Raw genomic sequence first — 25,329 nt, forward strand, 5'->3', positions numbered from 1 at the left:
CTATGACCACCACTGCAGAATCCGCCCGCACGGCCACCGGGCGCGTGGCGCGGGTCATCGGCCCGGTCGTCGACGTGGAGTTCCCCGTCGACGCCATGCCGGAGATCTACAACGCGCTGACCGTCGAGGTCGCCGACCCGTCCGCGGACGGCGCGACCAAGACGCTGACCCTCGAGGTCGCCCAGCACCTCGGCGACGGCCTGGTCCGCGCGATTTCCATGCAGCCCACCGACGGCCTGGTCCGCCAGGCCCCGGTGACCGACACCGGCGACGGCATCACCGTGCCGGTCGGCGACGTCACCAAGGGCCGCGTCTTCAACACCCTCGGCCGGATCCTCAACGACCCGGCGGCCGAGGCCGAGGTCACCGAGCGCTGGCCGATCCACCGCAAGGCGCCGAACTTCGACGACCTCGAGTCGAAGACCGAGATGTTCGAGACCGGCCTGAAGGTCGTCGACCTGCTCACCCCGTACGTCAAGGGCGGCAAGATCGGCCTGTTCGGCGGCGCGGGCGTCGGCAAGACCGTGCTCATCCAGGAAATGATCATGCGTGTGGCCAAGCTGCACGAGGGCGTTTCCGTGTTCGCCGGCGTCGGCGAGCGCACCCGTGAGGGCAACGACCTGATCGCGGAAATGGAAGAGTCCGGCGTGCTGCCGCAGACCGCGCTGGTCTTCGGGCAGATGGACGAGCCGCCGGGCACCCGGCTGCGGGTCGCCCTGGCCGGCCTGACCATGGCGGAGTACTTCCGCGATGTGCAGCGGCAGGACGTGCTGTTCTTCATCGACAACATCTTCCGCTTCACCCAGGCCGGTTCCGAGGTCTCCACGCTGCTCGGCCGCATGCCCTCCGCCGTGGGCTACCAGCCGAACCTGGCCGACGAGATGGGTCTGCTCCAGGAGCGCATCACCTCCACCCGCGGTCACTCGATCACCTCGATGCAGGCGATCTACGTCCCCGCGGACGACCTGACCGACCCGGCCCCGGCGACCACCTTCGCCCACCTCGACGCGACGACCGTGCTCTCGCGGCCGATCTCGGAGAAGGGCATCTACCCCGCGGTGGACCCGCTGGACTCCACCTCGCGCATCCTGGACCCGCGCTACATCTCGCAGGACCACTACGAGTGCGCGACCCGGGTCAAGGGGGTCCTGCAGAAGTACAAGGACCTCCAGGACATCATCGCCATCCTCGGCATCGACGAGCTGGGCGAGGAGGACAAGCTCACCGTCCACCGCGCCCGCCGGATCGAGCGCTTCCTGTCGCAGAACACCCACGCGGCCAAGCAGTTCACCGGCATCGACGGCTCGGACGTGCCGCTGGACGAGTCGATCTCGGCCTTCAACGCGATCGCCGACGGCGAGTACGACCACTTCCCGGAGCAGGCGTTCTTCATGTGCGGTGGCCTGGAGGACCTCAAGGCCAACGCCAAGAAGCTCGGCGTCAGCTGATCCGGTGACCGGGGGGCGGGCCCGGACTCCCCACGGAGCCCTGGGACTCGCCCCCCGCTCGCACCCCGTATTCTGTGTCGGCAGAAGCCCGTGTCGGCTTCAGGCCCGCGCAAGCCCAGTAGCAGTACATCGGAAGTACGACGCATCCCCGCGGACGGTGGGTGCCGAACCGAGGAGCCGTCTTGGCCGACCTTCACGTCGAGCTGGTCGCGGCGGACCGCAATGTGTGGTCCGGCGAGGCCCACATGGTCATCGCCCGCACCAAGTCCGGTGACATCGGCATCATGGCCGGACACCAGCCGCTGCTCGGTGTGCTCGAGTCCGGGCCGGTGACCGTCCGGACCAGCGACGGCGGCACCGTGATCGCCGCCGTGCACGGCGGCTTCATCTCCTTCGCGGACAACAAGCTCTCGATCCTCGCCGAGATCGCCGAGCTGGCCGAGGAGATCGACGTCGCCCGGGCCGAGCGGGCGCTGGAGCGGTCCAAGTCCGAGGCCGACGCGGCGGCCGAGCGCCGCGCGGAGGTCCGGCTGGCCGCCGCCGCGGGCGCGCACTGAACACTGCGCGGACCCGTTCCGTACTCAAAGGCGTCCCGCACGACACGCACGTCGCGGACGCCACGCACGTCAAGGTGCCGCGGACTGCCCCACCGGGCGGTCCGCGGCGCCGCCGCAGTCAGTCATCTCTGGGCGAGGAGGCATGGTGGACGTGATCCTCGCATTCGAGGTGGCCGGCGTGATCATCGCCGTGGGGCTGTTCGGCCTGTTCCTGTTCGGCCTGCGCCGCCGACTGATCCAGCGCCCCGGCGGCACCTTCGACTGCTCACTGCGCGAGGCGCCGCCCGAGGGCACCGAACCCGGTGGCAAGGGCTGGGTGTACGGGGTGGCCCGGTACAGCGGTGACCGGGTCGAGTGGTTCCGGGTGTTCTCCTACGCCTTCCGCCCGCGCCGGGTGCTGGAGCGCCCCGCGATCGAGGTGCTGGGCCGCCGCCATCCGCAGGGCTCGGAGGAGCTGGCGCTGCTGTCGGACGCGGTGGTGCTGGCCTGTTCGCATCGCGGCATCAGGCTGGAACTGGCCATGAGCGACGACGCGCTCACCGGCTTCCTGGCCTGGCTGGAAGCCGCCCCGCCCGGCCAGCGGGTCAACGTGGCCTGACCGAGCCGCCCGCCCGTGGCGGTTTTTTCGTACCTGCTTCGTACCTGCTTCGTGCCTGTTCACATGGGACCGGGAGCCGACGGGCGGCAGGGTGTCGGCTCCCGGCTGCCCGGAGCGTAAAAAGGTCTGGACCACCGGTCAAGAGGTCTGGACCATTCCGGGGCGGGCTTAGGCCGGCCTTAAGGTTCAGCGGTTCTCGCCCGGCACCCACAGGACGTCGCCGCGCTCCTTGTTCGCCGTGCGTGCCAGGATGAACAGCAGGTCGGACAGCCGGTTGAGATACGTGGCGGTCAGCGGGTTCATCGTCTCGCCGTGCTCGGCCAGCGCCGCCCAGGTGGACCGCTCCGCCCGGCGCACCACCGTGCACGCCTGGTGCAGCAGGGCGGCGCCGGGGGTCCCGCCCGGCAGGATGAAGCTGCGCAGTTTCTCCAGGTCCTCCAGGAACCGGTCGCAGTCGGCCTCCAGCCGGTCCACGTAGGACTGCTCGACCCGCAGCGGCGGGTACGCCGGGTCCGGCACCACCGGGGTGGCCAGGTCAGCGCCCACGTCGAACAGGTCGTTCTGGACCCGGACCAGCACGGCGGCCACCGGCTCCGGCAGCCCGCCCAGCGCGATCGCCGTGCCGATCACCGCGTTGGCCTCGTTGGCGTCGGCGTACGCGGCGATCCGGGAGTCGGTCTTGGCCGTACGGCTCATGTCGCCCAGCGCGGTGGTGCCGTCGTCGCCGGTACGGGTGTAGATGCGGGTGAGGTTGACCATGTCTGCGAGCGTAGGCCCTCGAGTGGCCCGGTGTGCGACCAAGGACACACGGTGACGCGGGCGACAACCTGCTGCGCCCGGCGGTGAACGGGCGTTAAGGTCCGGCGACGTACCCCGAATCAATGGCGAACGGAAGGTGTGTGCCGTGACGAAGAAGCTCGCCGTCATCGGAGCCGGACTCATGGGCTCCGGCATCGCGCAGGTCTCGGCCCAGGCGGGGTACGAGGTGGTGCTGCGGGACGTCACGGACGAGGCGCTCACCCGCGGCACGGACGCGATCCGCTCCTCGTACGAGAAGTTCGTCGCCAAGGGGAAGCTCGCCGCCGAGGACGCCGAGGCCGCGCTGGCCCGGATCACCCCGACCACCGACCTGGAGGCCGCCGCCGGCGCCGACCTGGTGGTCGAGGCCGTCTTCGAGAAGATCGAGGTCAAGCAGGAGATCTTCCGCGCCCTGGACCGGATCGTCGGCGACGACGCGGTGCTGGCCTCCAACACCTCCGCCATCCCGATCACCAAGATCGCCGCCGTCACCGGGCGGCCGGAGCGGGTGGTCGGCACCCACTTCTTCTCGCCGGTGCCGCTCATGCAGCTGTGCGAGCTGGTGCGCGGCCTGAAGACCAGCGACGAGACCCTGGCCCGCGCCCGGGAGTTCGCCGAGGCCGTCGGCAAGACCTGTGTGGTCGTCAACCGCGACGTGGCCGGCTTCGTGACCACCCGGCTGATCTCCGCGCTGGTGGTCGAGGCGGTCAAGCTCTACGAGTCCGGCGTCGCCTCGGCCGAGGACATCGACATCGCCTGCAAGCTGGGCTTCGGCCACGCCATGGGCCCGCTCGCCACCGCCGACCTGACCGGGGTGGACATCCTCATGCACGCCACCGGCAACATCTACACCGAGTCCCAGGACGAGAAGTTCGCGCCGCCGGAACTCATGCGGCGCATGGTTGACGCCGGTGACCTGGGCCGCAAGAGCGGACAGGGCTTCTACAGCCACTGATCCGGCCCCGGATACGACGGCGGATGCGACTGCGGACACGGCTGCGGATCATGTACCCCGCTTCACTCGCCAGGGTGATTTCGGTGTCGGTTGGCTCACAGACGGCAACTTCTGCGTACGAGGGGCTGTCAGTTGTGTGAAGACAGAGGGAACGGTGCCGGACCGGCGGAGCCCGGCCGGCGGTCCGCACGGTTCCCCACCGCGCTTCGAGGAGTGACTATGCACATCAGGGGCGACCACACCGAGCTGGTCGTCGGGGGCCGCCTCGACGTGCGCAGCGCGGCGGACGCCCGCACCGTCCTCCACGACGCGGTCGACTCCGGCCGCGGCGACCTGGTGCTCGACCTCACCGAACTCGACTCCTGGGACGCGACCGGACTGGGCGTCATCATGGGCGTCCACCGCCGGGCCGGCCGCGCCAATCGCCGCCTGGTGCTGCGCGGGGTGCCGCCGCAGATGCAGCGGCTGCTGGTGGCCACCCGGCTGCACCGGATCCTGGCCATCGAATCCCAGCCGTGACCCGTGGCCCGGGGCGGACCCCTGCACTTCATGGATGCGGCGCGAACCAATAGAGTTTGTGCGCGCGGGTTCCGGCCGGTCCTGCCGGTCCGGGGAGGCCCCCAAATGTGACGCAAGCCGTGACGCACCTGGGGGGCGTACGAGATGGATCAGCACACCGGCGAGCCGGACCAGCGGCGGCCGGGGCAGGAAGAGACCGAGCACTTCGACGCGTTCGGCACCGGGCGCGCGACGGGCAACACCCCCGGAAGCACCGCGGGGAACACCACGGGTAACCCGGCCGGCAGCGCTTCGGGGAGCACGACCGGGAGCACGACGGGAAACCACAGCCTGCCCGTTCGCGACACCTCCGCGGGCGCGCTGGGCCCGAGTTCCGCTTTCGGGCCGCTCGGCTCGGGCGACGGCTCCGAGGACGCCGACTCCTTCGACGCGTTCGGCACCGGCCGGGTGCGGGCCGCACTGCCACCCGCCTCGCTGTCGCCGATCGCGCTGCCCGGCGCCGCCGACGCCCCGCCGCCGGAGGCCGCGTCCCTGTTCGACAGCACCGCGCCGCTGCCCAAGGTGACGCAGCGGCCGCCGCGCGACCCGCTGGTGCCCGACCTCGGCAGCACGCCGGGCGCAGGCAGCGCCCGGGCCCGCCGGGTGGTCGCGGGGGAGTACCTGCTGACGCTCAATCCGATCGACGGCACCGAGATCGTCGCCTGCCCGCCCGAGCAGCGCCCCGAGCCGCAGCGTCGTACCCCGCAGGACCGCGCCGCCCGGATCGCCGCGGCGCGCCCCGCGCCCCCGCCCGGCCCGCCCACCACCGAACTGCCGCTGCTGGAACGGGAAGAGGAGCGCGAGCGGCTCACCCGCCTGCTGGCCAGGGGCCGTTCGGTCCGGGTCACCGGCCCGTCCGGCGCCGGCCGCACCGCCGTCCTGGAAGCCGTCGCGGGCGCCTGCGACGACCTCGCGCCGGACGGCGTGCTGTGGCTCTCCGGCTACCGGCGCAGCCCCGCCGACCTGCTCCAGGAGCTCTACACCGTCGTCTACGGCGGCGACGGCTACCGCCCCGGCCGGGCCGAACTGCCCGCGCTGCTGCGCGAGGTCGGCGCGGTGGTCGTGGTGGACGACCTGGAGTTCGGCGCCGCCGCCCTGGAGGAAGTGCTCGCCACCCTGCCCGAGTGCGCCTTCCTGATGTCGGCCACCCCCGACGTGCCGGCCCCGGCCGCCGAGTCGGGGATCGAGGAGGTCTTCCTGCCCGGGCTCAGCCGCCCGGCCTGCGTGGACCTGCTGCAACTCGCCGCGGGCCGGCCGCTGGCCGAGGACGAGCGGGCCTGGGCCGCCGACCTCTGGTTCGAGTCCGAGGGGCTGCCGCTGCGCTTCGTCCAGGCCGGCGCCCTGCTGCGGCAGCGGGACGCGCTGCGCGCCCCGGCCGAGCCGGACTTCGACGACTCGGTCTGGGAGAACGGCACGCCCGCCGCGGGCGTGCCCCCCATACCCGACCTGACCGGCTTCGACGACCCGCAGGACGCCCAGCCGCTCGCCCCGCCCACTGCGCCCCCGCTGCCGGCCGCCGACGTGCCGCTGCCCTCGCTCGCGGAGAGCGCCGCCCCCGCGGTCCTGCTGGCTTCCCGGCTCGGCGAGTCCGCACGCGAGGCACTGGCCTTCGCCGTCGCCCTCGACGGCGAGTGCCCGCACCCCTCCCACCTGCCCGCGCTCGTCGGGGACACCCACGGCGACGCGGCTCTCGGCGAGCTCACCGCCGTCGGGCTCGCGGTGCCCGTCGCCTCCCACTACCGGCTGGCCGCCGGCATCGTCCCGCAGCTCGCCGCGGCCCTGGCCGCCGACGGCGAACTCACCGAGGTCCAGGCGCACAGCGCGGCCCTGCACTACTCCTGGTGGGCCGGGCACCCCTCGGTCGCCGCCGAGCGGGTCGCCCTCGAGGCCGAGGCGATCATCGCGGCCCTGGCGGCCTGCCGGGACGGCGGGAACGCCAGCGCGGCCGTGCTGCTGGCCCGTACGGTGGCGCCGGTCTTCGCCGTCGCGCTGCACTGGGGGGCCTGGGAGCGGGCGCTGCGGATCGGCCAGGAGGCCGCGCGGCTGTCCGGCGAGGTCGCGGAGGAGGCGTACTTCCACCACGAACTCGGCGTGCTCGCGCTGTGCACCGGCAACCACGACCGGGCCCGGGCCGAACTGGAGGCGTCCATAGCGCTCCGGGGTGCCCTCGCCGACCGCCAGGGCTCCGTGGTCGGCCGCCGCACCCTCGCCCTCGTCAACGACGTGGCCCCGCAGGCCCTCCCGGCGCCCGAGCCCCTGCTCGCCCTCGAAGCAGCCCCCGCCGCCGCTCCGGCCGAGACCACCCTGTTCCTCCCCGAGCCGGTCCCCCCGGTCGCCCTCATCTCCCCGCGGCCCCACGCCCAGGCCCCCGCCCACGCCACACCCCCGGGCCGCCTCGCCCTCCTCGCCTCCCGCCGCAACCTCGTCGCGGCCGGCACGGGTGTCGTCCTGGCCGGCGTCCTCGGCACGATCGTCACCCTCGGCGCGACCTCCAACAGCTCCTCCGACACCCCCAACCAGGTCAAACCCATCGAATCCGTCCAACAGGACGCTCCCGACACCACCACGGCTCCCCCCGAGGACGCGACCACGGCCTCCCCGCCCCCGACGACGGCTTCGACGTCAGCTTCGCCTTCGGGGTCGCCCTCCACGACGTCCGCGTCCCCGGCTTCTACGCTGACGGACGGCGGCCTGTCGACTCCGCCCGACACTCCTTCGGCCCCGGCCTCCAGCCGTCCGCCTGCCGGCGGCACCAGCGGTGGCTCCGGCAGCGGTGGCACTTCCACAACCGGTGGCACGGGAGGACACGGCACGTCGGGCGGTACGACCGGAGGTACGGCGAGCGGTGGTACCACAGCCGGCGGCACGTCCGGCGGTCCGACCACATCCGGCGGCACCTCGACGGGAACGTCCGGAGGCACGACGACCACCGGGGGAACGTCCACCGGCTCCACGACCGGCGGATCCACCGGCGGCTCCCCGACCTCGGGCGGCACCTCCACCGGCACGACGGGCAGCCCCACCGACGGCGGCACCTCCACCGGCTCCACCGGCACCCCGACCGACGGCGGTACGACCACCGGCACGACCTCCGGCGGCACCACGACGCCCTGAGCTGAGCACCCATCTCAGCCACCGACCGGAACCCGGGCAGAAGGGGGCCCTTGGGGGGAGCGCCGGCCTCCCCCCAAGTCCGCCGCGACGGCGCTCAGCCGAGACGGCGCGACCCGGCGGTGCCAAAACAAACTCAGCCGACGAGGCCGAACCCAGCAAGGTGCAGGGGCCCTTGGGGGGCGGCCACGCCCCCCAAGTCCGCCGCGACGGCGCTGAGCCGAGACGGCGCGACCCGGCGGTGCCAAAACAAACTCAGCCGGCGAGGCTGAACCCAGCAAGGTGCAGGGGCCCTTGGGGGGCGGCCACGCCCCCCAAGTCCGCCGCGACGGCGCTCAGCCCAGACGCCGCGGCCCGGCGGTGCCCAAACAAACTCAGCCCACGAGCCGCACCCTTCAAGAAGCAGGCACCTCACAAAGGGCCCAACCCCGAAAGAAGCAGGCGCACTTCGAGGAGCCGAGCCCTCCCCGGCTCACCCTCAGAAGAGGCGCAGCTTCTGATCCTCGATGCCCCGCAGCGCGTCGTAATCAAGCGTGACGCAGTCGATCCCGCGGTCGGTGGCCAGAACCCGCGCCTGCGGCTTGATCTCCTGGGCCGCGAAAATCCCCCGGACAGGGGCGAGCAGGGGGTCCCGGTTGAGCAGATCGAGGTAGCGGGTCAGCTGCTCGACCCCGTCGATCTCACCGCGCCGCTTGATCTCGACGGCCACCGTGCCGCCGCCGGCGTCGCGGCAGAGGATGTCCACCGGCCCGATCGCGGTGGGGTACTCGCGCCGGACCAGGGACCAGCCCTCACCGAGCACCTCGATCCGGTCCGCGAGGAGCTCCTGGAGGTGCGCCTCGACGCCGTCCTTGATCAGCCCGGGGTCCACCCCGAGCTCGTGCGAGGAGTCGTGCAGTATCTCCTCGACGGTGATGATGAGCTGCTCCCCGCCCTTGTTGGTGACCGTCCAGATCCCGTCCTCGCCCTCCTTGAGGGCGCACGGCGGGGACATCCAGTTGAGCGGCTTGTAGGCACGGTCGTCGGCGTGCACCGACACACTCCCGTCCGCCTTGATCAACAGCAACCGGGTGGCGGAGGGCAGATGAGCCGAGAGCCGGCCCGCGTAGTCGACGGAGCAGCGGGCGATCACGAGACGCATGGAGCGCAACGCTACCCGCCCGCGCCCGGCGCCGGAAAGTTGGCTGGTTGTGGGCCTCCCCGCCTGGTGCCGCCGCGCCGCGGGCCCCTACGGTTGAGGCCCCCGGAGCCGCCGTACCGCAGGCACCGGAGGCTCCCGGCATTCGTCGTCCCCCACCCCCTCCCGGGCTGGGGGCGCCAGCTGGCCCTGCCACCGCACGGCTGGGTCATGAGAGGAGTACCCATGTCGCTCGACGTCTCCCCGGCGCTGCTCGAACAGGCCGAACGAGGCGAAGTCGACGAGCAGGAGTTCGTCGACTGCGTCCGGACGTCCCTCCCTTACGCGTGGGAAATGATCAGCTCGCTGGTGGCTCAGCTCGAGGTCGACGGGGGTGAGTTCGCCGACAACCAGGTGCCGCCGCCGAGTGAGAAGGAGCGCGGGCAGCTGCTGCGGGCGCTGGCGAGCGACGCGATCCGTGGCGCGCTCCAGCGCCACTTCGGGGTACGGCTGGCCTTCCAGAACTGCCACCGGGTGGCGGTCTTCCCGCTCGATGCGGCGGCCGACCGGAGCCTGGCCGACTACACGTCGGTGCGCTCGCAGGTGCTGAACCAGTCGCCGGAACTGCGGGACTGCTGATCCGCCGGCGCGGGTCCGCCTCGGTGCCGCCGGCGCCCTAAACGATCAGCTGGCCCCGGCACAACAGGGCGTGCTCCCGCAACTGGCCCGTCACCACGTATTCAGGCCAGTTCTGGGAGTACGTCGCTGCCGAGGCGGGCCACGTTCGCCAGGGTGGCGGCCAGATCGCCGGAGCCCTCCGCGAGCAGGGCGAACCGGGTGATCCCGGTCCGCTCGGCGGTCGCGGCCAGCCGGTCCGCGCACAGCCGTGGCGGGCCCACCGGGTGGAGTGAGCACAGCAGTTCGGTGTAGCCGACGGGATCGCGCATCGTGCGCGGACTGCCGTCGTACGTACGGTGCGCCGCCAGGCCCTGCTGGAACCAGCCGGGCATCGCCTTGAGCAGGGTCTCGGCGGCGTCCGTACGGGAGTCCTCGATCTGGACCACCCCGACGGACACGTGGCCGGCCGTCGCGACCGCGTCGGGTCGGTGCCCGGCGGCCAGCGCGCAGGACCGCCACAGCCCCACCATCTCGGCCTTCTCCTCGTCCCCGGCGTGCATCCCGAGCAGCATCGGCAGGCCCCGCTCGGCCGCCAGCCGGACCGACCCCGGCGAGGTGCACGCCACCACGACCGGCGGACCGCCGTCGTCGTCGGCGTCCGGGCCCGGCTCGTCCGGCCGCGGCACCACCGGCACCTCGGGGAAGGCGTACCGCGGGCCGTCGGCGGCCACCGCCGGCTCCCGCAGCCAGCGCATCAGCAGGTCGAGGGACTCCGGGAAGCCGCTCTCGTAGGCCGCGATGCCCGCGCCGAAGACCTCCAGGTCCACCCAGGGGCCGCCGCGCCCGACGCCGAGCGTGAACCGCCCGCCGGAGACCAGGTGCAGCAGGGCGGACTGCTCGCCCAGTGCCACCGGATGCGCGGTGGGCAGCACGCTCACCGCGGTGCCGACCCCGATCCGCGAGGTGCGGCCCAGGAGGACACCCGCCAGGGTGATGGCCGACGGACAGACGCCGTAGGGCACGAAATGGTGTTCCGCCAGCCACACCGCGTCCAGCCCCGCCCGCTCGGCCGCTTCGGTGGTGCGTATCGCCCGGTGCAGCGGCTCGGCCTGGGCCTGGCCGGGGAACTGAGCCGCCAGGACGAACGTCCCAACTCGCATAGCATCCTCCCTCCTTGACCATCTAACGCCTGGCACGTGCCAAAGGCACGGCTTTCGGCAAACGCGAGGAGTACCGCGGGTACGGACCCGGCCGGTCACAGCGCGTACGCTGGAAAGAACCGACTGCAGGACCCGAGGCGACGCGGCAAGCCGCGAGAGGGAAGCGAGGTGCGGGCGTGTCACCGCGACGGAACCGGCCCAGCGGCCCGCGCCGCGCCGACGACCACGAGGACGAGCGCGAATCGGGCTTCGGCGGCGGCGCCCGGGAGGAATGGCAGGGGGAGGAGTGGGTGGTGCGGCCCATCGCGGGCAGCGCCTCCACGAAGTTCTACCGCTGCCCGGGCTGCGACCAGGAGATCCCGCCCGGCGTCGCGCACGTGGTCGCCTGGCGCGAGTACCAGGGCCTGGACGACCGGCGGCACTGGCACCGGGCCTGCTGGCAGGCGAAGGACCGCCGGACCCGTAAGGTCCAGCGGTCCCGTAACGCCCCCCGCTACTGACGCCGCGCGGCGGCGCCGGCTCAGGCGTCCCGTTCCTTGAGCACCAGATAGCCGCCGACCAGGGCGGCGGCCACCCACACGGCCATGATGAGGATGCCGGTCCAGGGCCCGTACGGGGTCTGGGTGTCGCTGGACGGCACCACTTCCATGATCTTCTGGCCGGCCCGGTCCGGGAAGTAGCGGGCCACGTTCTTGACCTTGGGCACCGCCGACAGGATCGGCGAGATCAGGAAGAAGAACGGCATCAGGATGCCCAGGCCCAGCATCGGGCTGCGCAGCATCGCCGCCGCGCCCACGCACAGCAGCACCAGCAGCGTCATGTACAGGCCGGCGCCGAAGACCGCGCGGAAGACCCCGGGGTCACCGATGTGCGCCTTGTGCGAGCCCAGCAGCGACTGGCCGACGAAGAAGGTGATGAAGCTGGTGGCCATGCCGACCACCAGCGCCAGCAGGCCGGCCACCGCGACCTTGGCGGCGTAGAAGGTGCCGCGCTGCGGCACGGCGGCCAGCGAGGTACGGATCATGCCCGTGCTGTACTCGCTGGAGATCACCAGCACCCCGAAGACGATCAGCGCGAGCTGGCCCAGGTTCATGCCGAAGAAGCTGGTCCGGGTGGCGTCGAAGGTGAGCTGGTCCGAGCTGCTCAGGCTGCTCCAGGTGTTGTTGAACACCAGGCAGATCACCGCGCCGAGGGCCGCGGTGACCAGGAAGGCCAGGGCGAGGGTCCACACGGTGGACCGAACGGAACGGATCTTGGTCCACTCCGACTGCAGGACGGCGGCGGGAGCGGCCATGTCAGCGCCTCTTTCCGGAACGCGGGTTGTTGCGCCACTGGGCACCCCACTGGGGCTGCCCCTGGCCTTCTGCGGGCGGGGTCTGCTGGCCCTGCGGGGGAGCGTACGGCGGCTGCCCGGGCGGCACCGGCTGCCCGGACTGCTGCGGCGGACCGTACGGCGATCCAGGCGCGGCCGGCACCGGCGGCTGCCCGGGCGGCAGAGCCGGGCCGCCGGGCGGCACGGCGCCGGCGTGGTACTCCACCGAGTCCGCGGTCAGCCGCATGAACGCGTCCTCCAGGGAGGCCCGCTGCGGGCTCAGCTCGTGCAGCACGAGCTGGTGCTGCGCGGCCAGTTCGCCGATCGTGGCCGGTTCCACGTCCGCCACCTCGTACGATCCGTCGCCGGTCTGCACCGGGATGTGCCCGGCGGCGGTCAGCACGTCCTTCATCCGCTCCACCTGCGGGGTGCGGATCCGTACGAAGGCGCGGGAGTTCTGCGCGATGAACTGCGCCATCGAGGTGTCCGCGAGCAGCCTGCCGCGGCCGATGACGATCAAGTGCTCTGCGGTCAGCGCCATTTCGCTCATCAGGTGACTGGAGACGAAGACGGTGCGGCCCTGCGCGGCGAGCCCCTTCATCAGGTTGCGGATCCAGCGGATGCCCTCCGGGTCCAGCCCGTTGACCGGCTCGTCGAACATCAGGATCTCCGGGTCGCCGAGCAGCGCGCCCGCGATGCCCAGGCGCTGGCCCATGCCCAGCGAGAAGCCCTTGGACCGCTTCCTGGCCACCGCGGTCAGGCCCACGGTCTCCAGCACCTCGTCCACCCGGCGGCGCGGGATCCGGTTGGCCTGCGCCAGGCACAGCAGGTGGTCGTACGCGCTGCGCCCGCCGTGCACGTCCTTGGCGTCCAGCAGCGCGCCGATGTACTTCAGCGGTTCGCTGAGCTGCGCGTAGTGCCTGCCGTCGATCCGCACGTCACCGCCGCTCGGCCGGTCCAGGCCGAGCACCATGCGCATCGTCGTGGATTTGCCCGCGCCGTTCGGGCCCAGGAATCCGGTCACCACGCCGGGGCGCACGGTGAAGGTCAGATGGTCGACAGCGGTCTTGTCCCCGTACCGCTTGGTGAGCCCCTGCAACTCAATCATGAGGCCGAGGCTAGCAACGTGGCGGAACCCCCGCCCGGGACGGGACGGGGGTTCCGCGAATTCCGCACGAACACCGGGCGCAACCCGGCCGGCGTGCTGAGCGGGGCCGGCCGGCGGGCGCCGGTCGGCGTCAGCGGGACTGCTGGGCCGGGACGCCGCGGGAGATCGGCTCGTCGTCCGCGGGGGCGACCGCCGCGACCGCGGCACCGGTGAGCGTGGCCAGCATCTCGCGCACGTTGGTCAGCTGCGCGTTGATGCTGTCGCGGCGGTTGGTGAGCGCCGCCAGCTCGCGCTCGGACTCGCTGCGGATCCGGTCGGCCTTGGCGTTCGCGTCCGCCACGATGTCCTCGGACTGGCGCTGCGCGGTCTCCACGGTCTGGCGGGCACGGCGCTCGGCGTCGGTGCGCAGCTTCTCCGCCTCCAGGCGGAGCTGCTCGGCGCGGTGCTCGATCTCCGCCAGCCGCTTCTCCGCCTTGGCCTGACGGGACGCCAGGTCCCGCTCGGACTGCTCGCGCCGCTTGGCCAGGTTGGTCTCGAAGTCCGCGGCCGCCTGCGCCGCCTTGGCCCGCGTCTCCTCGAACAGCGCGTCGGCCTCCTCGCGCTTGGCCTGCGCGTCCTTCTGCGCCTCCGCCCGGAGCTGGCCCGCGTCGCCCTTCGCCTTCTCGACGATCCGCCCGGCCTCCTCCTCACCCTTGGCCTTGCGGTCCGCGGAGTACGCCTCGGCGTCGCTGCGCACCTGCGCGGCCGCGGACTCGGCCAGCTCGCGGTGCTGCTCGGCGGACCGGCGGGCCTCCTCGCGCAGGTCCTTCGCCTCTTCCTCGGCGAGGCGCAGGATCTTCTCCACGCGCGCGCCGAGACCGGCGTAGGACGGCTCCGCGTCGTTGACCACTGCCTGGGCGTTCTGGGTTTCGAGGTGCAGTTCCTCGATGCGCTTCTCCAGCGCGGTGATCCTCGTCAGGGCGCTGTCACGGTCGGCGACGAGCTTGGTGATGCGGTCGTCCACCTGTCCGCGGTCGTATCCGCGCCGCACGAGCTCGAAGCCGAAGGGGGAGGAAGTGTCGCTCATGAGGTTCCTGTCGATTCAGACCGGTGAGGTGATAGGGGGAATCCTAGGGGGCCCGGACGGCGTGTCACCGGGCCATTGCGGATTGGGTACGAAATCCGTCCGCTCAATCGAGTGGGGCGTCGTCGATGCGCTTGCCGCCCGTCCGCGTCCCACCCGCGCCCGCACCTGCGGCGACCGTGCTCTTGCGGTCGCCGGCGGCCGGGGTGTCGAACGACTTGGGCGCCTCGAACGACTCCAGCGCTTCCAGTACGTCCTGGACCCGGGAGATCTCCGCGTTGATGTCCTCTCTGCGGCGCGCCAGGGTCTCCAGTTCTCGTCTGCCTTCGGCCACGACGCGTTCGGCCTCGGCCCGTGCCTCCCCCTTGACCCGTTCCGCCTCGCGCTCGGCCTCCGCCTTCTTCTGCTCCGCCTCCTTCAGCAGCCCCTCGACCTTCTTCACGGCGGCGATACGGACCTTGCTCGCCTCCGAGGTGGCCGTGGTCTTGATCTCCTGTGCCTTGGCCTGCGCCTCGGCGAGTTGCTCGGTCGCGGCGGCCACCAGCTTGTCGACCCGCTCGCCCACCGACTTCATCGCCTCCGCGGCCTCCTTGCGGGCCCGCTGGTGCAGTTCCTCGACCTCGGACTCCACGCGCACGCGCAGGTCCTCGGAACGTTCCCGGATCGAGGTCGCGTCGTGACGCGCCTCGGCCAGCAGCGTATCGGCGTCCGTCCGGGCCTTCTCCACCAGCCCGTTGGCGTCCATGGTCGCCTCGGTGAGCAGCCGGTCGGCCTCGGCGCGCGCGGCGCCCACCATGGCGTCGGCCTGCTCCTCGGCCGCCGCCTGGGTGCGCACCGCCTCGGTCTGCGCCTCGCCGATCAGCTCGTCGGCCTGCTCGGCGGCCTCGCTGCGGCGCTTGTTGGCGGCCTCCCGGGCGTCGTCCAGGATCCGCTGGGACCGCTGACGTGACTGCTCGGCCTCGTTGTCGGCCGCCTCCAGCGTCGCCCGGGCCCGCGCGCCGAGCCGCTCGGCCTCCTCGCGGGCCTTGGCCACCAGCTGATCGGCCTGGTTCGCCGCGTCGGCGCGCATCCGGTTGGCGTCGTCCCGGGCCTCGGCCCGCAGCCGGTCGGAGTCCTCGATCGCCTCGCCCACCGTACGGTCGGCGAGCTGACGGGCCGCCTCGGCCTCCTCCTGGCTCTCCCGGCGCACCCGGGCGGCGTCCTGCGCGGCCCGGTCCCGCTCCGCGTTGGCGTCCGCGTGCATCCGGTCGGCCTCGCCCTGGGCGTCGGCCCGCAACTGCTGCGCGGCGTGCTCGGCGGCCGAGCGCAGCCCGGCGATCTCCTCCTCGGCCTCCTGGCGCAGCCCCGAGACCGAGTCCCGCACCTGGTGCGCGGTCAGCTCGGCGCCCGCGATCAGGTCGCCGGCCCGCTGCTCGGCCTCGGCGGCCAGCCGGTCGGCCTCCACCGCCGCGTCCTCCACCCGGCGGCGGGCGGCGGCCAGCAGCTCCTCGCTCTCCTGGTGCGCCCCGAACCGCTCCTGCTCGGCCTCGGCCCGGGCGGCGGTGAGCAGCTCCTCGGCCTCGCGCCGGCGGCGGGCGGCCTCCTCCTGGGCGGCGGCCAGCGTCTCGGCGGCCTCCACCGCGATCCGGTCGGCCGCGGCGGCGGCCTCGGCCCGCAGCCGGTCGGCGGTCTCCTGCGCGTCGGTGCGGCGCTGCTCGGCCTCCGCGGTCGCCTCGGCCTGCAGGCGTACGGCGACGGCCTCGCTCTCCGCGCGGGTCTGCGCGGCGTCCGCGGCGGCCTCGTTGCGCAGCCGTACGGCCTCGGACTCGGCCTGGTCCAGCAGCGTACGGATCCGCTCGGCGGTCTCCTGGCGCAGCCGGTCGGCCTCCTCGGCGGCCTCCATCCGGATCCGGTCGGCCTCGTCCGTGGCCTCCCGCAGGTGCTGCTCGGCCGACGTCAGGCGGGCCTCGGCCTCGCCCCGCAGCCGGACCAGGTCCGCCTCGGTCTCGGCCCGCAGCCGGGCGGCCGCGGCCTCGCTGTCGGCCCGCTGCTCGGCGGCGGCCCGGTCGGCGTCCTCGGTGACCGCCACCGCCTGCCGCTCGGCCTCGGCCCGCATCTCCTCGGCGTCGGCGCGGGCGCTGCGCAGCGCCTCCTCGGCCTTGAGCTGGAGCGCGGAGGCCCGCTCGACGGACTCGGTGCGCATCCGGTCGGCCTCGCCGGCCGCGCCCTGGCGTACCTCGTCGCCGTCCGCCTTCGCCTTGGCCAGCAGCTCCTCGGCCTTGCGCGCGGCCTCCTCGATCTGCTGGACCGCCTCGCGGCGGGCTTCGCCGCGGATCCGCTCGCCCTCGGCGACCGCCTCGGACCGCAGCTGCTCGGCCTCGCCGCGCAGCCGGCGGGCCTCCTCCTGGAGCTCGACGGTGCGGGCCCGGTACTCGGCGGTGTCGTCCTGGGCGGCGCCGCGCAGCTCCTGCGCCGACTCCTCGGCCTCCGCGCGCAGCCGCTCGGCCTCCGCCTCGGCCTCCCGGCGGATCCGCTCGGCCTCCTCCGCGGCGGCCTTGGTGGTGGACTGCGCGTCCTCCGAGGCCTTGGTCAGGATCTCCTCGGCCGAGCGGGCGGCCTGTGCGAGCTGCGCCGCCGCGTCCTCGGAGGCCGCGGCCCGGGCCGCCTCGGTGGTCTCGGCCGCCAGCCGGTCGGCCTCGGCGCGGGCGTCGGCGACGGCCTGCTCGGCCTCCGCCTTGGCCGCGTCCGCCTCCTTGGTCGCCTCGGCGACCATCCGCGCGATCTCGGCCCTGGCGGTACGGGTGCGCTGCTCGTTCTCGGTCTCGGCCAGCGCCAGCCGCTTGGCGGCGCCCGCGGCGGCCTCCTCGCGCAGCCGGTCGGCCTCCGCGCGGGCGGTACGCAGCGCCTCGTCGGCCTCCCGGATCCGCTCCTCGGCCAGCCGGGACAGCTCCGCGGCCCGGACCCGGGCGTCGTCGGACTCGCTGCGGCTGCTGGTGCGCAGCTGCTCGGCCTCGGTGGTGGCCTCCTGGGCCTGCGCGGACGCGGCGGTCAGCAGCCGCTCGGCGTCCGCCCGGGCCCGCCGCAGCACCTGCTCGGCGTCGGTCCGGGCGGCCTGCGCCTCGGCGGTCAGCCGCTGGCTGGTCTGGTCGGCGACCCGGGTGGCCTCGGCGCGGGCGGCGTTCAGCGCCGCCTCGGCCTCCGCGCGGGACTCCTCCAGCAGCCGCCGGGCCTGGGACTCGGTCCGGGCCCGCAGCTGCTCGGCCCAGGCCACGTTCTCGTTGACGTGGGTCTCGACGGTGGCGCGGCGCTCGGCCAGCTCCTCGTCCAGCGCGCGGCGCCGGGCGATCGCCTCGGCGTGCCACTCGGCCTCGAACCGGGCCTGGTGCTCGGCCTGCTCCTGGAGCAGCCGCTGGGTCTGGGCGCGGGCCTCGCGCAGCTCCCGCTCGGCCTCGGCGCGCAGCTGGTCGGCCTGGATCTGGGCGTTGCGCAGGAGCTGGTCGGCCTGATGACCGAGGTTGTCGTACGCGGGGCGGGCGGCCAGGTTGCGGCGCGCCTCGTGCAGCTTGGCGCGCAGCACCTCGACCTGGTACCCCAGGTCGTCGGCGTGGTCGACGGCCTTGCCCCGCTCGGTCCTCAGCCGTTCCATCTCGGCTTCGAGCAGCGAGAGGTGGTCGTCAGCCCGGTAGCTGTCACTAGCCCGGTAGCTGTCGTTGCCCCGCACTCCGCGGTCCCATCCGTCTCCTGGCGTCCTCACCCGCCAACCGGGTGAGATTCCCGTCCCCTGTCGCTTCGGCCGAGCCGAAGGGCTCCGGCAGAAGTTCTACGGGGAATGGTGTCAGATCAACGTCGCGGAGCGGGAGCGTACCCAGGCGCCTGAGCCCTGCAGCGCCTCGGCCGCCCACCCCGGTCGGCCCGGTAACTCTACCGGGCCGGGCCGGTCGGGGGTCAGTGGTCCGAGTGGTCCGTGGTGGACCCATGGGTGTCGTCCGGGCCGTGGCCGGCGCCGGAGTTGCCCTGGTCCTTGGCCGAGGTCACCAGCTCGGTGAGCACTCCGTGACAGTCCTTGGGGTGCAGGAAGGTGATCCTGGACTCCATCGAACCGCGCCGGGGCTCGTCGTAGAGCACCCGCACGCCCTTGTCGCGGATCGCGGCCGAGTCGGCGTCCACGTCCTTGGTGCCGAAGGCGATGTGGTGCACGCCCTCGCCGTTCTTGGCCAGCCATTTGCCGACCGCGGAGTCCTCCCGGGTCGGTTCCAGGAGCTGGAGGTACGAGGCGCCGCCGTCGGACGTCTCGTTGATCTTGAGCATGGCCTCGCGAACGCCCTGCTCCTCGTTGACTTCGCTGTGGAACACCTCGAAGCCGTACGTGGCACGGTAGAACTCGACGGTCGCGTCGAGGTCGTGACAGGCGATCCCGATGTGGTCGATCCGAGTCAGCATGGGCACAGTCCATCGCAGCGCGTCATGGTGACGCAACGTGCGCGCCGTCACACGTTTCGAATCGTGACCCGGCCATTACCGCTGAGTACATTGACGATAACCCTCGTTAACCTCTCTTCGCCAGAAGGGGCCGCGCCATGACCAGCCAGGCACGCAGCTCAGTGATCGTCGCAGGTGCCCGTACCCCGATGGGCCGGCTGCTCGGCAGCCTGCGCGGCTTCTCCGGGGCCGACCTCGGCGGGATCGCCGTCAAGGCCGCCCTGGAGCGGGCCGGCGTCACCGGCGACCAGGTGCAGTACGTGATCATGGGCCAGGTGCTGCAGGCCGGCGCCGGCCAGATCCCCGCCCGCCAGGCCGCCGTCAAGGCCGGCATCCCGATGTCGGTGCCGGCACTCACGATCAACAAGGTGTGCCTGTCCGGGCTCGACGCGATCGCGCTGGCCGACCAGCTCATCCGGGCCGGCGAGTTCGACATCGTGGTGGCCGGCGGCCAGGAGTCCATGACCAACGCCCCGCACCTGCTGCCCGGCTCCCGCGAGGGCTGGAAGTACGGCGCGATCGAGGTGCTCGACGCCATGGCGCACGACGGCCTGACCGACTCCTTCGAGAACATCGCCATGGGCGAGTCCACCGAGCGGCACAACACCCGTCTGGGCATCGAGCGGGCCCCGCAGGACGAGTTCGGCGCGCTGTCCCACCAGCGGGCCGCCGCCGCCCAGAAGAACGGGCTGTTCGAGGCCGAGATCGTGCCGGTGGAGATCCCGCAGCGCAAGGGCGAGCCGGTGGTCTTCGCGCACGACGAGGGCATCCGCCCGGAGACCACCGCCGAGTCGCTGGGCCGGCTGCGACCCGCCTTCGCCGAGGGCGGCACCATCACCGCCGGCACCGCCTCGCAGATCTCCGACGGCGCCGCCGCGGTGGTCGTGATGAGCCGGGAGAAGGCGGAGGAGCTCGGCCTGGAATGGCTCGCCGAGATCGGCGCCCACGGCAACGTGGCCGGCCCGGACAACTCGCTCCAGTCCCAGCCGTCCAACGCGATCAACCACGCCCTGGGCAAGGCCGGGATGACCGTCGCCGACCTCGACCTCATCGAGATCAACGAGGCCTTCGCCGCGGTCGCCGTCCAGTCCATGAAGGACCTCGGCGTGACCCCCGAAAAGGTGAACGTGAACGGCGGTGCGATTGCCCTGGGGCACCCCATCGGCATGTCCGGAGCCCGTATCGTGCTGCACCTGGCCCTGGAGCTCCAGCGACGCGGCGGCGGCACCGGCGCCGCGGCCCTGTGCGGCGGCGGCGGCCAGGGCGACGCCCTGATCATCCGCGTCCCGGCGGCCAGCGCCTGAGTCCACGGCGGCAATGGCGTCACAGGACAGGCCACACAACAGGAGGAACGATGGCGGTGGACGTCTCCGCGCTGGTGGAGCAGGCCCGGGAGGGCCGGCCGAGGGCGGTGGCGCGGCTCATTTCGCTGGTGGAGGGGGCGTCCCCGCAGTTGCGCGAGGTGATGGCGGCGCTCGCCCCGCTGACCGGCGGCGCGTACGTGGTGGGCCTGACCGGCTCGCCCGGCGTGGGCAAGTCCACCACCACCTCGGCGCTGGTGACCGCGTACCGCAAGGCCGGGCGCAGGGTCGGGGTGCTGGCGGTGGACCCGTCCTCGCCGTTCTCCGGCGGAGCCCTGCTCGGCGACCGGGTCCGGATGTCCGAGCACGCCTCCGACCCGGGCGTCTACATCCGCTCCATGGCCACCCGCGGCCACCTCGGCGGGCTCGCCTGGGCCGCCCCGCAGGCCATCCGCGTGCTGGACGCGGCCGGCTGCGAGGTGATCCTGGTCGAGACGGTCGGCGTCGGCCAGTCCGAGGTGGAGATCGCCGCCCAGGCCGACACCTCCGTGGTGCTGCTCGCCCCCGGCATGGGCGACGGGATCCAGGCCGCCAAGGCCGGCATCCTGGAGATCGGCGACGTCTACGTGGTCAACAAGGCCGACCGGGACGGCGCCGACGCCACCGCCCGGGAGCTGAACCACATGCTCGCGCTCGGCGAGTCCCGCACCCCCGGCGCCTGGCGGCCGCCCATCGTCAAGACGGTGGCCGCCCGCGCCGAGGGCGTCGACGAGGTCGTGGAGGCCCTGGACAAGCACCGCGCCTGGATGGACGAGCACGGCGTGCTCGTCGAGCGGCGCCGCCGGCGGGCCGCCCACGAGATCGAGAACATCGCGCTGACCGCCCTGCGCTCCCGCATCGGCGACCTGCACGGCGACCGCCGGCTCGACGCCCTCGCCCAGCGCGTCACCGAGGGCGCCGTGGACCCGTACACGGCGGCCGACGAACTCGTCGCCGGCCTCACCGAGAAGTAGCGAGGCCCCCCGTCCCGTCCGTGCCCCGCCCGCCACCGGGCGGGGCACGCGCGCGTCAGGCCGCGCTCACCAGCGCGGTCCGCGAGCGCCTGACCGAGCGCACCACCGCCACCACCGAGGCCGTACCCAGCACCCCGCTGCCGCAGATCACCGCGTACGGCGGCACCCAGTCGGCGATCGCGCCGCCCACCGTCATGCCCACCCCCTGAAGGGTCATGATGCCCGCGCCCATCAGGGACATCGCCTGGCCGCGCAAAGCGTCGGGGACCGCGTCCACGAACCACTTGTCCATGCCGAGCGTGTAGGCCGCGCACAGCCCGGTCAGCAGCATCAGCCCGATCGCCACCGGCATCGGCGGGTCGGCGACGAAGGCCGCCATCGGCAGCAGCGACACGCAGGCCAGGGGCGCGGCGACCCGGTCCCGGCCCGCGGTCTTCAGCAGCGTGCCGGCCGCTATCTCGCCGGCCACGGTGCCGGCCGGCATCGCGGCCAGGAACAGGCCGAAGCCGAGCGAGCCCGCGCCGACCCGGTTCGCGAAGGGCGCCGCGACGCCCTCGGCGACCACGAAGAACATCGGCGGCACCCACCACATCAGCAGCAGCGCGCGGATCCGCGGCTGGGCCAGCAGCCGCCCGGCCGAGGCGAGCGAATCCCGCATCAGCGTGCTGTTGCCGGTCCGCCGGGCCGGCCGGTCCACGGTGCCGAAGCGCAGCAGCATCGCCGAGGCCACGAAGGTGCCGGCGGTCACCCACAGGGTGCCGCGCGGCGACAGCCACACCAGCACCAGGCCGCCGAGCCCGTACCCGGCGATCTGCGAGGTCTGGGTGACGATCCGGACCAGCGAGCGGCCCAGGATGTAGCGGTCCCCGTGCAGGATGTCGGCGAGGCTGGCCGCCCGGGTCCCGATGAACAGCGGCGAGATCATCGAGACCACCGTGCGCAGCACGAAGATCACCGCGATCGGGGCGCCGGGCACCGCCATCACGGCCACGCACGCCGCCGACAGCAGGTCGCAGGTCACCAGCACCCGGCGGGCCGGGTAGCGGTCGGAGACACCGGACAGCAGCACACCGCTGAAGGCGTACGGCAGGAAGGTCAGCGCGAAGATCAGACCGGTCAGCAGCGCCGACCCGGTCTCCTTGAACACCAGCACCGCCAGCGCCACTTCGCAGAAGACGATGCCCAGCATGGACAGCACGTGCGCCACGAAGATCGGGCGGAACTCCCGGACCTCGAACACCGCGCAGTAGCCGATGGCATCGTCCTGCGCCGCGCCCTGCGTTTTGTCCGCCGTGTCCCCGGGGGTGGTGGGGGCGTCCTGAGGTCCGGCCGGCGAAGGGGGTGGCCCACCGTGTGGCGGGTGCTCGCTGTCCGTTGTCATGACATCACACTGGTGGCAGCAGCACCACTCGTCGTAGTCTTTCGGATCCAGCCGAATCTTGGGGGGCCTGGTGTCGCTTCGTACGCGGTTTGCCGCAGAGGATCTGCTGCGCTGCCGGTTCGCGATATCACCTCTGAGAGAGGCTCAGGGCGCGGTGCGCACCCTGTCCCGCCCCGACCGGCACGGCTTCCACCTGCCGTGGCTGCGTCAGGTGCGCGGCCAGGCCGCGGGTCTGGACCTGGCGCCGCTGTGGCTGCTGGCGCCGGACGGCGGCTGGGGCCCGGATTTCCTGCACCCGTCCCCGCTGGGCCCGTTGGCGGCCCTGGAGGACGAACTCGGCGCGATCCGCGCCACCCCGCCGCAGACCGTGTACCGGCAGATCGAGGCCGCGCTCGCCCAGACCCCGGGCGCCGCCACCAGCCGCCGCGGCCGGGCGATGCTCGCCGATCCGGCAGCGGCCGCCCACCAGTTGGCCCGGCTGTACGAGAAGGTCTGGTCGGCCTTGCTGGCCCCGCACTGGCCGCGGCTGCGCGCGGTGCTGGAGGCGGACGTCGCTTATCACGCCCGACGGCTCGCCGACGGCGGCATGCAGCGGCTGTTCACCGGGCTGCACCCCAAACTGCGCTGGTCCGAGGGCGCGTTGACCGCCCAGGGGCACACCACGCTGCCCGAACCCGGCGTCCAGGGGCTGGTGCTGGTGCCCAGCGTCTTCTTCTGGCCCGAGGCCGGCAGCGCCTTCGACCCGCCGTGGCAGCCCACCGTCATCTACCCGGCGCGCGGCATAGGCGGGCTGTGGACGCAGACCGGGCCGGCCGCATCCACCGCCCTGGTCCGGCTGCTCGGGTCGAGTCGGGCGGCCATCCTCACCGGCCTGGAGGCACCCTCCACCACCACCGCGCTCGCCCACCGGCACGGCATGGCCATGTCCTCGGTCTCGGCCCACCTGGCCGTGCTGCGCGACGCCGGCCTGCTGGTCTCCCGCCGCTACGGCCACCAGGTCCTCTACGAACGCACCGCCCTCGGTATCGCGGTCGCCACCGGCGGACTGCTCTAGCGGACTACTGCGCCAAGTGCCGTTCGACCGTCTCGACCTTCGAGGTCAGGCCGTCCGTGACACCCGGGCGGATGTCCGCCTTGAGCACCAGGGACACCCGCGGGGCACGGGCCTCCACCGCGGCCACGGCGCGCTTGACGACCTCCATGACCTCGTCCCACTCGCCCTCGACCGAGGTGAACATCGCGTCGGTGCGGTTCGGCAGCCCCGACGCGCGCACCACCCGAACGGCGTCGGCCACGTAGGAGCCGACGTCCTCGCCCACGCCGAGCGGGGTGACGGAGAAGGCGACGATCATGCCGCGCTCACCTGGTCCGCCGCGTCCGGCTCACCGGCCGCCGCGCGGGCCGCGACCACCCGCTCCTCGGACTCCCGGCGCAGCCGGCGCTCGGCGAAGAAGCCGCCGGTGGGCAGGACCGACATCACGAAGTACCAGGCCGCCGTGCCCTTGGACCAGCGCGCGCGGTTCCAGGCGTCCGCCCAGAACGCCACGTAGAGCAGGAACAGGACGCCGTGCACCATGCCCATCACCGGGACGGCGTTGAAGTCGGTGGTCCGCTTGAGCACCGAGCACACGCCCAGGATCAGGAAGGACACCGCCTCCGGAGCGGAGACCAGACGGAGCCGGCGCAGCGCGCTGGCGGTCTTCAGGTCCATGGCAACCTCACTGACTGTACGACGGGGCGGGGCACATCTCGGGCAGTCTTGTGATTCGCTTCACAAGACGATCCCCTCCATTATCACCGGACCGTATCGATGCTCCCGCCCGGGGGTGGCAACCGGGCCCCGGCCGGTAGCGTCGTCCCTTACGGCACCAACCGATCACCACTGATCACCACCACGGGGAACCGGATGAGCATCGACTGGAACCGCCGGACGTGCGCGCGCAAGGGACACATCACCTACGCGCCCGACGAGCCCGGACTGCGGGAGCGGCTGCACGCCGAGACCGCCGTGGGCACCGTGTGGCGCTGCCTGCGCTGCGGCGACTTCGCCGTCGGCGAGCCGCACGGCTCCGGCCCCGCCGACCACGCCCCCCTGGTGCCGCGTGGCAAGGCCCTGCGCGACCTGCTCATCCTGCGCTTCCTGGCCGTCGAACGGCTGCTGCGCGGCCTGCTCATCCTGGTCGCCGCCTGGGCGGTGTGGAAGTTCAGCAACTCCCAGGACGCGGTGCGCCGGCTCTTCGAGAGCGACCTGACCGCCCTCAAGCCGTTCGCCTCCCACTTCCACTACGACCTGGACCACTCGCCGGTCGTGGAGACCATCCGCAAGAGCTTCGACTACAAGAAGTCCACCCTGCACACCGTGGCCGGCCTCATGGTCGGCTACGCGCTGATCGAGATCGTCGAGGGCTTCGGCCTGTGGTGGGCCAAGCGCTGGGCGGAATACCTGACGGTGGTGGCGACCGCGGCCTTCCTGCCGCTGGAGGTCTACGAACTCACCGACAAGGTCAGCTACTTCAAGATCGGCACCCTGGTGCTCAACGCGCTGGCCGTCCTCTACATCCTGCTCACCAAGCGGCTGTTCGGGCTGCGCGGTGGCGCGGCGGCCTTCGAGGCCGAGCGGCGCAGCGCCTCCCTGCTGGAGGTCGAGCAGGCCGCGGGCGAAGTCCCCGGCGGCCCGGACCCCGACGGGCCCGGCAGCCCCGCCGAGCCCCCGGCCAAGCAGCCCCTGCCGGTCCGCCGCCGCTCCGCGCCGGCCGGCACCGAGCCCCGCTGA

At 73.0% G+C, this 25,329-nt stretch carries 23 protein-coding genes; 12 read left to right on the top strand and 11 right to left on the bottom strand.

The features are described from left to right. Positions 1–2 precede the first annotated feature (2 nt). From atpD to ITX44_RS03985, 3 genes are all read left to right on the top strand, one after another. On the top strand, positions 3–1,448 hold the full coding sequence (atpD, locus tag ITX44_RS03975; protein ID WP_205355570.1) for a F0F1 ATP synthase subunit beta: 1,446 nt from the start codon (positions 3–5) through the stop codon (positions 1,446–1,448). A gap of 182 nt (positions 1,449–1,630) precedes the next feature. Continuing rightward, positions 1,631–2,005: a F0F1 ATP synthase subunit epsilon gene (locus ITX44_RS03980; protein WP_236060013.1), complete on the top strand. Its 375-nt coding sequence runs from the start codon at positions 1,631–1,633 to the stop codon at positions 2,003–2,005. A 151-nt stretch (positions 2,006–2,156) separates the two neighbouring features. Beyond that, positions 2,157–2,603, top strand: coding sequence for a DUF2550 domain-containing protein (locus ITX44_RS03985; RefSeq protein ID WP_205355865.1), 447 nt, complete (start codon positions 2,157–2,159; stop codon positions 2,601–2,603). A 186-nt stretch (positions 2,604–2,789) separates the two neighbouring features. Here ITX44_RS03985 and ITX44_RS03990 read toward each other — a convergent pair whose 3' ends face one another. Next, a complete protein-coding gene (locus ITX44_RS03990; protein ID WP_205355572.1) occupies positions 2,790–3,362 on the bottom strand; it encodes a cob(I)yrinic acid a,c-diamide adenosyltransferase in 573 nt (190 codons plus the stop codon). Positions 3,363–3,507: 145 nt separating this feature from the next. On the opposite strand from ITX44_RS03990, the gene ITX44_RS03995 reads away from it, so the two are divergent. From ITX44_RS03995 to ITX44_RS04005, 3 genes are all read left to right on the top strand, one after another. Continuing rightward, the gene (locus tag ITX44_RS03995; RefSeq protein ID WP_205355573.1) at positions 3,508–4,356 is read left to right on the top strand and encodes a 3-hydroxyacyl-CoA dehydrogenase family protein; all 849 of its coding nucleotides are present in this window, start codon (positions 3,508–3,510) and stop codon (positions 4,354–4,356) included. 219 nt (positions 4,357–4,575) lie between these two features. Next, positions 4,576–4,875 (top strand): STAS domain-containing protein, encoded by a 300-nt coding sequence (locus ITX44_RS04000; RefSeq protein ID WP_205355574.1) that lies wholly within the window; start codon positions 4,576–4,578, stop codon positions 4,873–4,875. Positions 4,876–5,019: 144 nt separating this feature from the next. Continuing rightward, on the top strand, positions 5,020–8,028 hold the full coding sequence (locus ITX44_RS04005) for a superantigen-like protein SSL4 (RefSeq protein WP_205355575.1): 3,009 nt from the start codon (positions 5,020–5,022) through the stop codon (positions 8,026–8,028). Between the two features lie 475 nt (positions 8,029–8,503). Here the strand turns inward: ITX44_RS04005 and nucS are convergent, their stop codons facing one another. After that, entirely contained in the window at positions 8,504–9,166 is a 663-nt protein-coding gene (gene nucS, locus ITX44_RS04010) for an endonuclease NucS (protein WP_205355576.1), read from the bottom strand. Between the two features lie 222 nt (positions 9,167–9,388). Here nucS and ITX44_RS04015 point away from each other — a divergent pair, with 222 nt between their 5' ends. Next, positions 9,389–9,781: an SCO5389 family protein gene (locus tag ITX44_RS04015; protein ID WP_205355577.1), complete on the top strand. Its 393-nt coding sequence runs from the start codon at positions 9,389–9,391 to the stop codon at positions 9,779–9,781. 101 nt (positions 9,782–9,882) lie between these two features. Here the strand turns inward: ITX44_RS04015 and ITX44_RS04020 are convergent, their stop codons facing one another. Then, positions 9,883–10,920: an LLM class flavin-dependent oxidoreductase gene (locus ITX44_RS04020; RefSeq protein ID WP_205355578.1), complete on the bottom strand. Its 1,038-nt coding sequence runs from the start codon at positions 10,918–10,920 to the stop codon at positions 9,883–9,885. A gap of 176 nt (positions 10,921–11,096) precedes the next feature. Between ITX44_RS04020 and ITX44_RS04025 the strand changes: the two genes are divergently transcribed. Next, positions 11,097–11,420: an Rv1322 family protein gene (locus ITX44_RS04025; protein ID WP_205355579.1), complete on the top strand. Its 324-nt coding sequence runs from the start codon at positions 11,097–11,099 to the stop codon at positions 11,418–11,420. Positions 11,421–11,440: 20 nt separating this feature from the next. Here the strand turns inward: ITX44_RS04025 and ITX44_RS04030 are convergent, their stop codons facing one another. The 5 genes from ITX44_RS04030 to mce form a co-directional block, all read right to left on the bottom strand. After that, positions 11,441–12,214 carry an ABC transporter permease gene (locus tag ITX44_RS04030; protein ID WP_205355580.1) on the bottom strand — a complete coding sequence of 258 codons (774 nt, stop codon included), beginning with the start codon at positions 12,212–12,214 and terminating at the stop codon, positions 11,441–11,443. A gap of 1 nt (position 12,215) precedes the next feature. Then, positions 12,216–13,340, bottom strand: coding sequence for an ABC transporter ATP-binding protein (locus tag ITX44_RS04035; protein WP_205355581.1), 1,125 nt, complete (start codon positions 13,338–13,340; stop codon positions 12,216–12,218). Positions 13,341–13,470: 130 nt separating this feature from the next. Beyond that, on the bottom strand, positions 13,471–14,406 hold the full coding sequence (locus tag ITX44_RS04040) for a coiled-coil domain-containing protein (protein ID WP_205355582.1): 936 nt from the start codon (positions 14,404–14,406) through the stop codon (positions 13,471–13,473). Between the two features lie 103 nt (positions 14,407–14,509). Next, positions 14,510–18,103 carry a polarized growth protein Scy gene (gene scy / locus ITX44_RS04045; protein WP_205355583.1) on the bottom strand — a complete coding sequence of 1,198 codons (3,594 nt, stop codon included), beginning with the start codon at positions 18,101–18,103 and terminating at the stop codon, positions 14,510–14,512. Between the two features lie 224 nt (positions 18,104–18,327). After that, positions 18,328–18,822, bottom strand: coding sequence for a methylmalonyl-CoA epimerase (mce, locus tag ITX44_RS04050; RefSeq protein ID WP_236060015.1), 495 nt, complete (start codon positions 18,820–18,822; stop codon positions 18,328–18,330). 161 nt (positions 18,823–18,983) lie between these two features. Between mce and ITX44_RS04055 the strand changes: the two genes are divergently transcribed. Then, entirely contained in the window at positions 18,984–20,165 is a 1,182-nt protein-coding gene (locus ITX44_RS04055; RefSeq protein WP_205355866.1) for an acetyl-CoA C-acetyltransferase, read from the top strand. A gap of 50 nt (positions 20,166–20,215) precedes the next feature. Continuing rightward, positions 20,216–21,175 (top strand): methylmalonyl Co-A mutase-associated GTPase MeaB, encoded by a 960-nt coding sequence (meaB, locus tag ITX44_RS04060; RefSeq protein WP_205355584.1) that lies wholly within the window; start codon positions 20,216–20,218, stop codon positions 21,173–21,175. 55 nt (positions 21,176–21,230) lie between these two features. Here meaB and ITX44_RS04065 read toward each other — a convergent pair whose 3' ends face one another. Further along, a complete protein-coding gene (locus tag ITX44_RS04065; RefSeq protein WP_205355585.1) occupies positions 21,231–22,556 on the bottom strand; it encodes an MFS transporter in 1,326 nt (441 codons plus the stop codon). A gap of 70 nt (positions 22,557–22,626) precedes the next feature. On the opposite strand from ITX44_RS04065, the gene ITX44_RS04070 reads away from it, so the two are divergent. Further along, a complete protein-coding gene (locus ITX44_RS04070; protein WP_205355586.1) occupies positions 22,627–23,610 on the top strand; it encodes an ArsR/SmtB family transcription factor in 984 nt (327 codons plus the stop codon). 4 nt (positions 23,611–23,614) lie between these two features. On the opposite strand, the gene ITX44_RS04075 is transcribed toward ITX44_RS04070, so the two are convergent. Together ITX44_RS04075 and ITX44_RS04080 are read right to left on the bottom strand one after the other, a co-directional pair. Then, entirely contained in the window at positions 23,615–23,908 is a 294-nt protein-coding gene (locus tag ITX44_RS04075; RefSeq protein WP_205355587.1) for an MTH1187 family thiamine-binding protein, read from the bottom strand. Then, on the bottom strand, positions 23,905–24,267 hold the full coding sequence (locus tag ITX44_RS04080; protein WP_205355588.1) for a DUF3817 domain-containing protein: 363 nt from the start codon (positions 24,265–24,267) through the stop codon (positions 23,905–23,907). The genes ITX44_RS04075 and ITX44_RS04080 overlap by 4 nt, the downstream gene beginning before the upstream one ends. A 195-nt stretch (positions 24,268–24,462) precedes the next feature. On the opposite strand from ITX44_RS04080, the gene ITX44_RS04085 reads away from it, so the two are divergent. Next, positions 24,463–25,329 (top strand): DUF2127 domain-containing protein, encoded by an 867-nt coding sequence (locus ITX44_RS04085; RefSeq protein WP_205355589.1) that lies wholly within the window; start codon positions 24,463–24,465, stop codon positions 25,327–25,329.

This window comes from Actinacidiphila acididurans (assembly GCF_016918855.1).
GTDB lineage: Bacteria > Actinomycetota > Actinomycetes > Streptomycetales > Streptomycetaceae > Actinacidiphila > Actinacidiphila acididurans.

Bases quoted from the DNA above. Each gene is read 5' to 3' on its own strand.
- atpD (WP_205355570.1), top strand. From the start codon at position 3: ATGACCACCACTGCAGAATCCGCCCGCACGGCCACCGGGCGCGTGGCG.
- ITX44_RS03990 (WP_205355572.1), bottom strand. From the start codon at position 3,362: ATGGTCAACCTCACCCGCATCTACACCCGTACCGGCGACGACGGCACC.
- ITX44_RS04000 (WP_205355574.1), top strand. From the start codon at position 4,576: ATGCACATCAGGGGCGACCACACCGAGCTGGTCGTCGGGGGCCGCCTC.
- ITX44_RS04005 (WP_205355575.1), top strand. From the start codon at position 5,020: ATGGATCAGCACACCGGCGAGCCGGACCAGCGGCGGCCGGGGCAGGAA.
- nucS (WP_205355576.1), bottom strand. From the start codon at position 9,166: ATGCGTCTCGTGATCGCCCGCTGCTCCGTCGACTACGCGGGCCGGCTC.
- ITX44_RS04015 (WP_205355577.1), top strand. From the start codon at position 9,389: ATGTCGCTCGACGTCTCCCCGGCGCTGCTCGAACAGGCCGAACGAGGC.
- ITX44_RS04020 (WP_205355578.1), bottom strand. From the start codon at position 10,920: ATGCGAGTTGGGACGTTCGTCCTGGCGGCTCAGTTCCCCGGCCAGGCC.
- ITX44_RS04030 (WP_205355580.1), bottom strand. From the start codon at position 12,214: ATGGCCGCTCCCGCCGCCGTCCTGCAGTCGGAGTGGACCAAGATCCGT.
- ITX44_RS04035 (WP_205355581.1), bottom strand. From the start codon at position 13,340: ATGATTGAGTTGCAGGGGCTCACCAAGCGGTACGGGGACAAGACCGCT.
- ITX44_RS04040 (WP_205355582.1), bottom strand. From the start codon at position 14,406: ATGAGCGACACTTCCTCCCCCTTCGGCTTCGAGCTCGTGCGGCGCGGA.
- mce (WP_236060015.1), bottom strand. From the start codon at position 18,822: ATGCTGACTCGGATCGACCACATCGGGATCGCCTGTCACGACCTCGAC.
- meaB (WP_205355584.1), top strand. From the start codon at position 20,216: ATGGCGGTGGACGTCTCCGCGCTGGTGGAGCAGGCCCGGGAGGGCCGG.
- ITX44_RS04065 (WP_205355585.1), bottom strand. From the start codon at position 22,556: ATGACAACGGACAGCGAGCACCCGCCACACGGTGGGCCACCCCCTTCG.
- ITX44_RS04075 (WP_205355587.1), bottom strand. From the start codon at position 23,908: ATGATCGTCGCCTTCTCCGTCACCCCGCTCGGCGTGGGCGAGGACGTC.
- ITX44_RS04080 (WP_205355588.1), bottom strand. From the start codon at position 24,267: ATGGACCTGAAGACCGCCAGCGCGCTGCGCCGGCTCCGTCTGGTCTCC.
- ITX44_RS04085 (WP_205355589.1), top strand. From the start codon at position 24,463: ATGAGCATCGACTGGAACCGCCGGACGTGCGCGCGCAAGGGACACATC.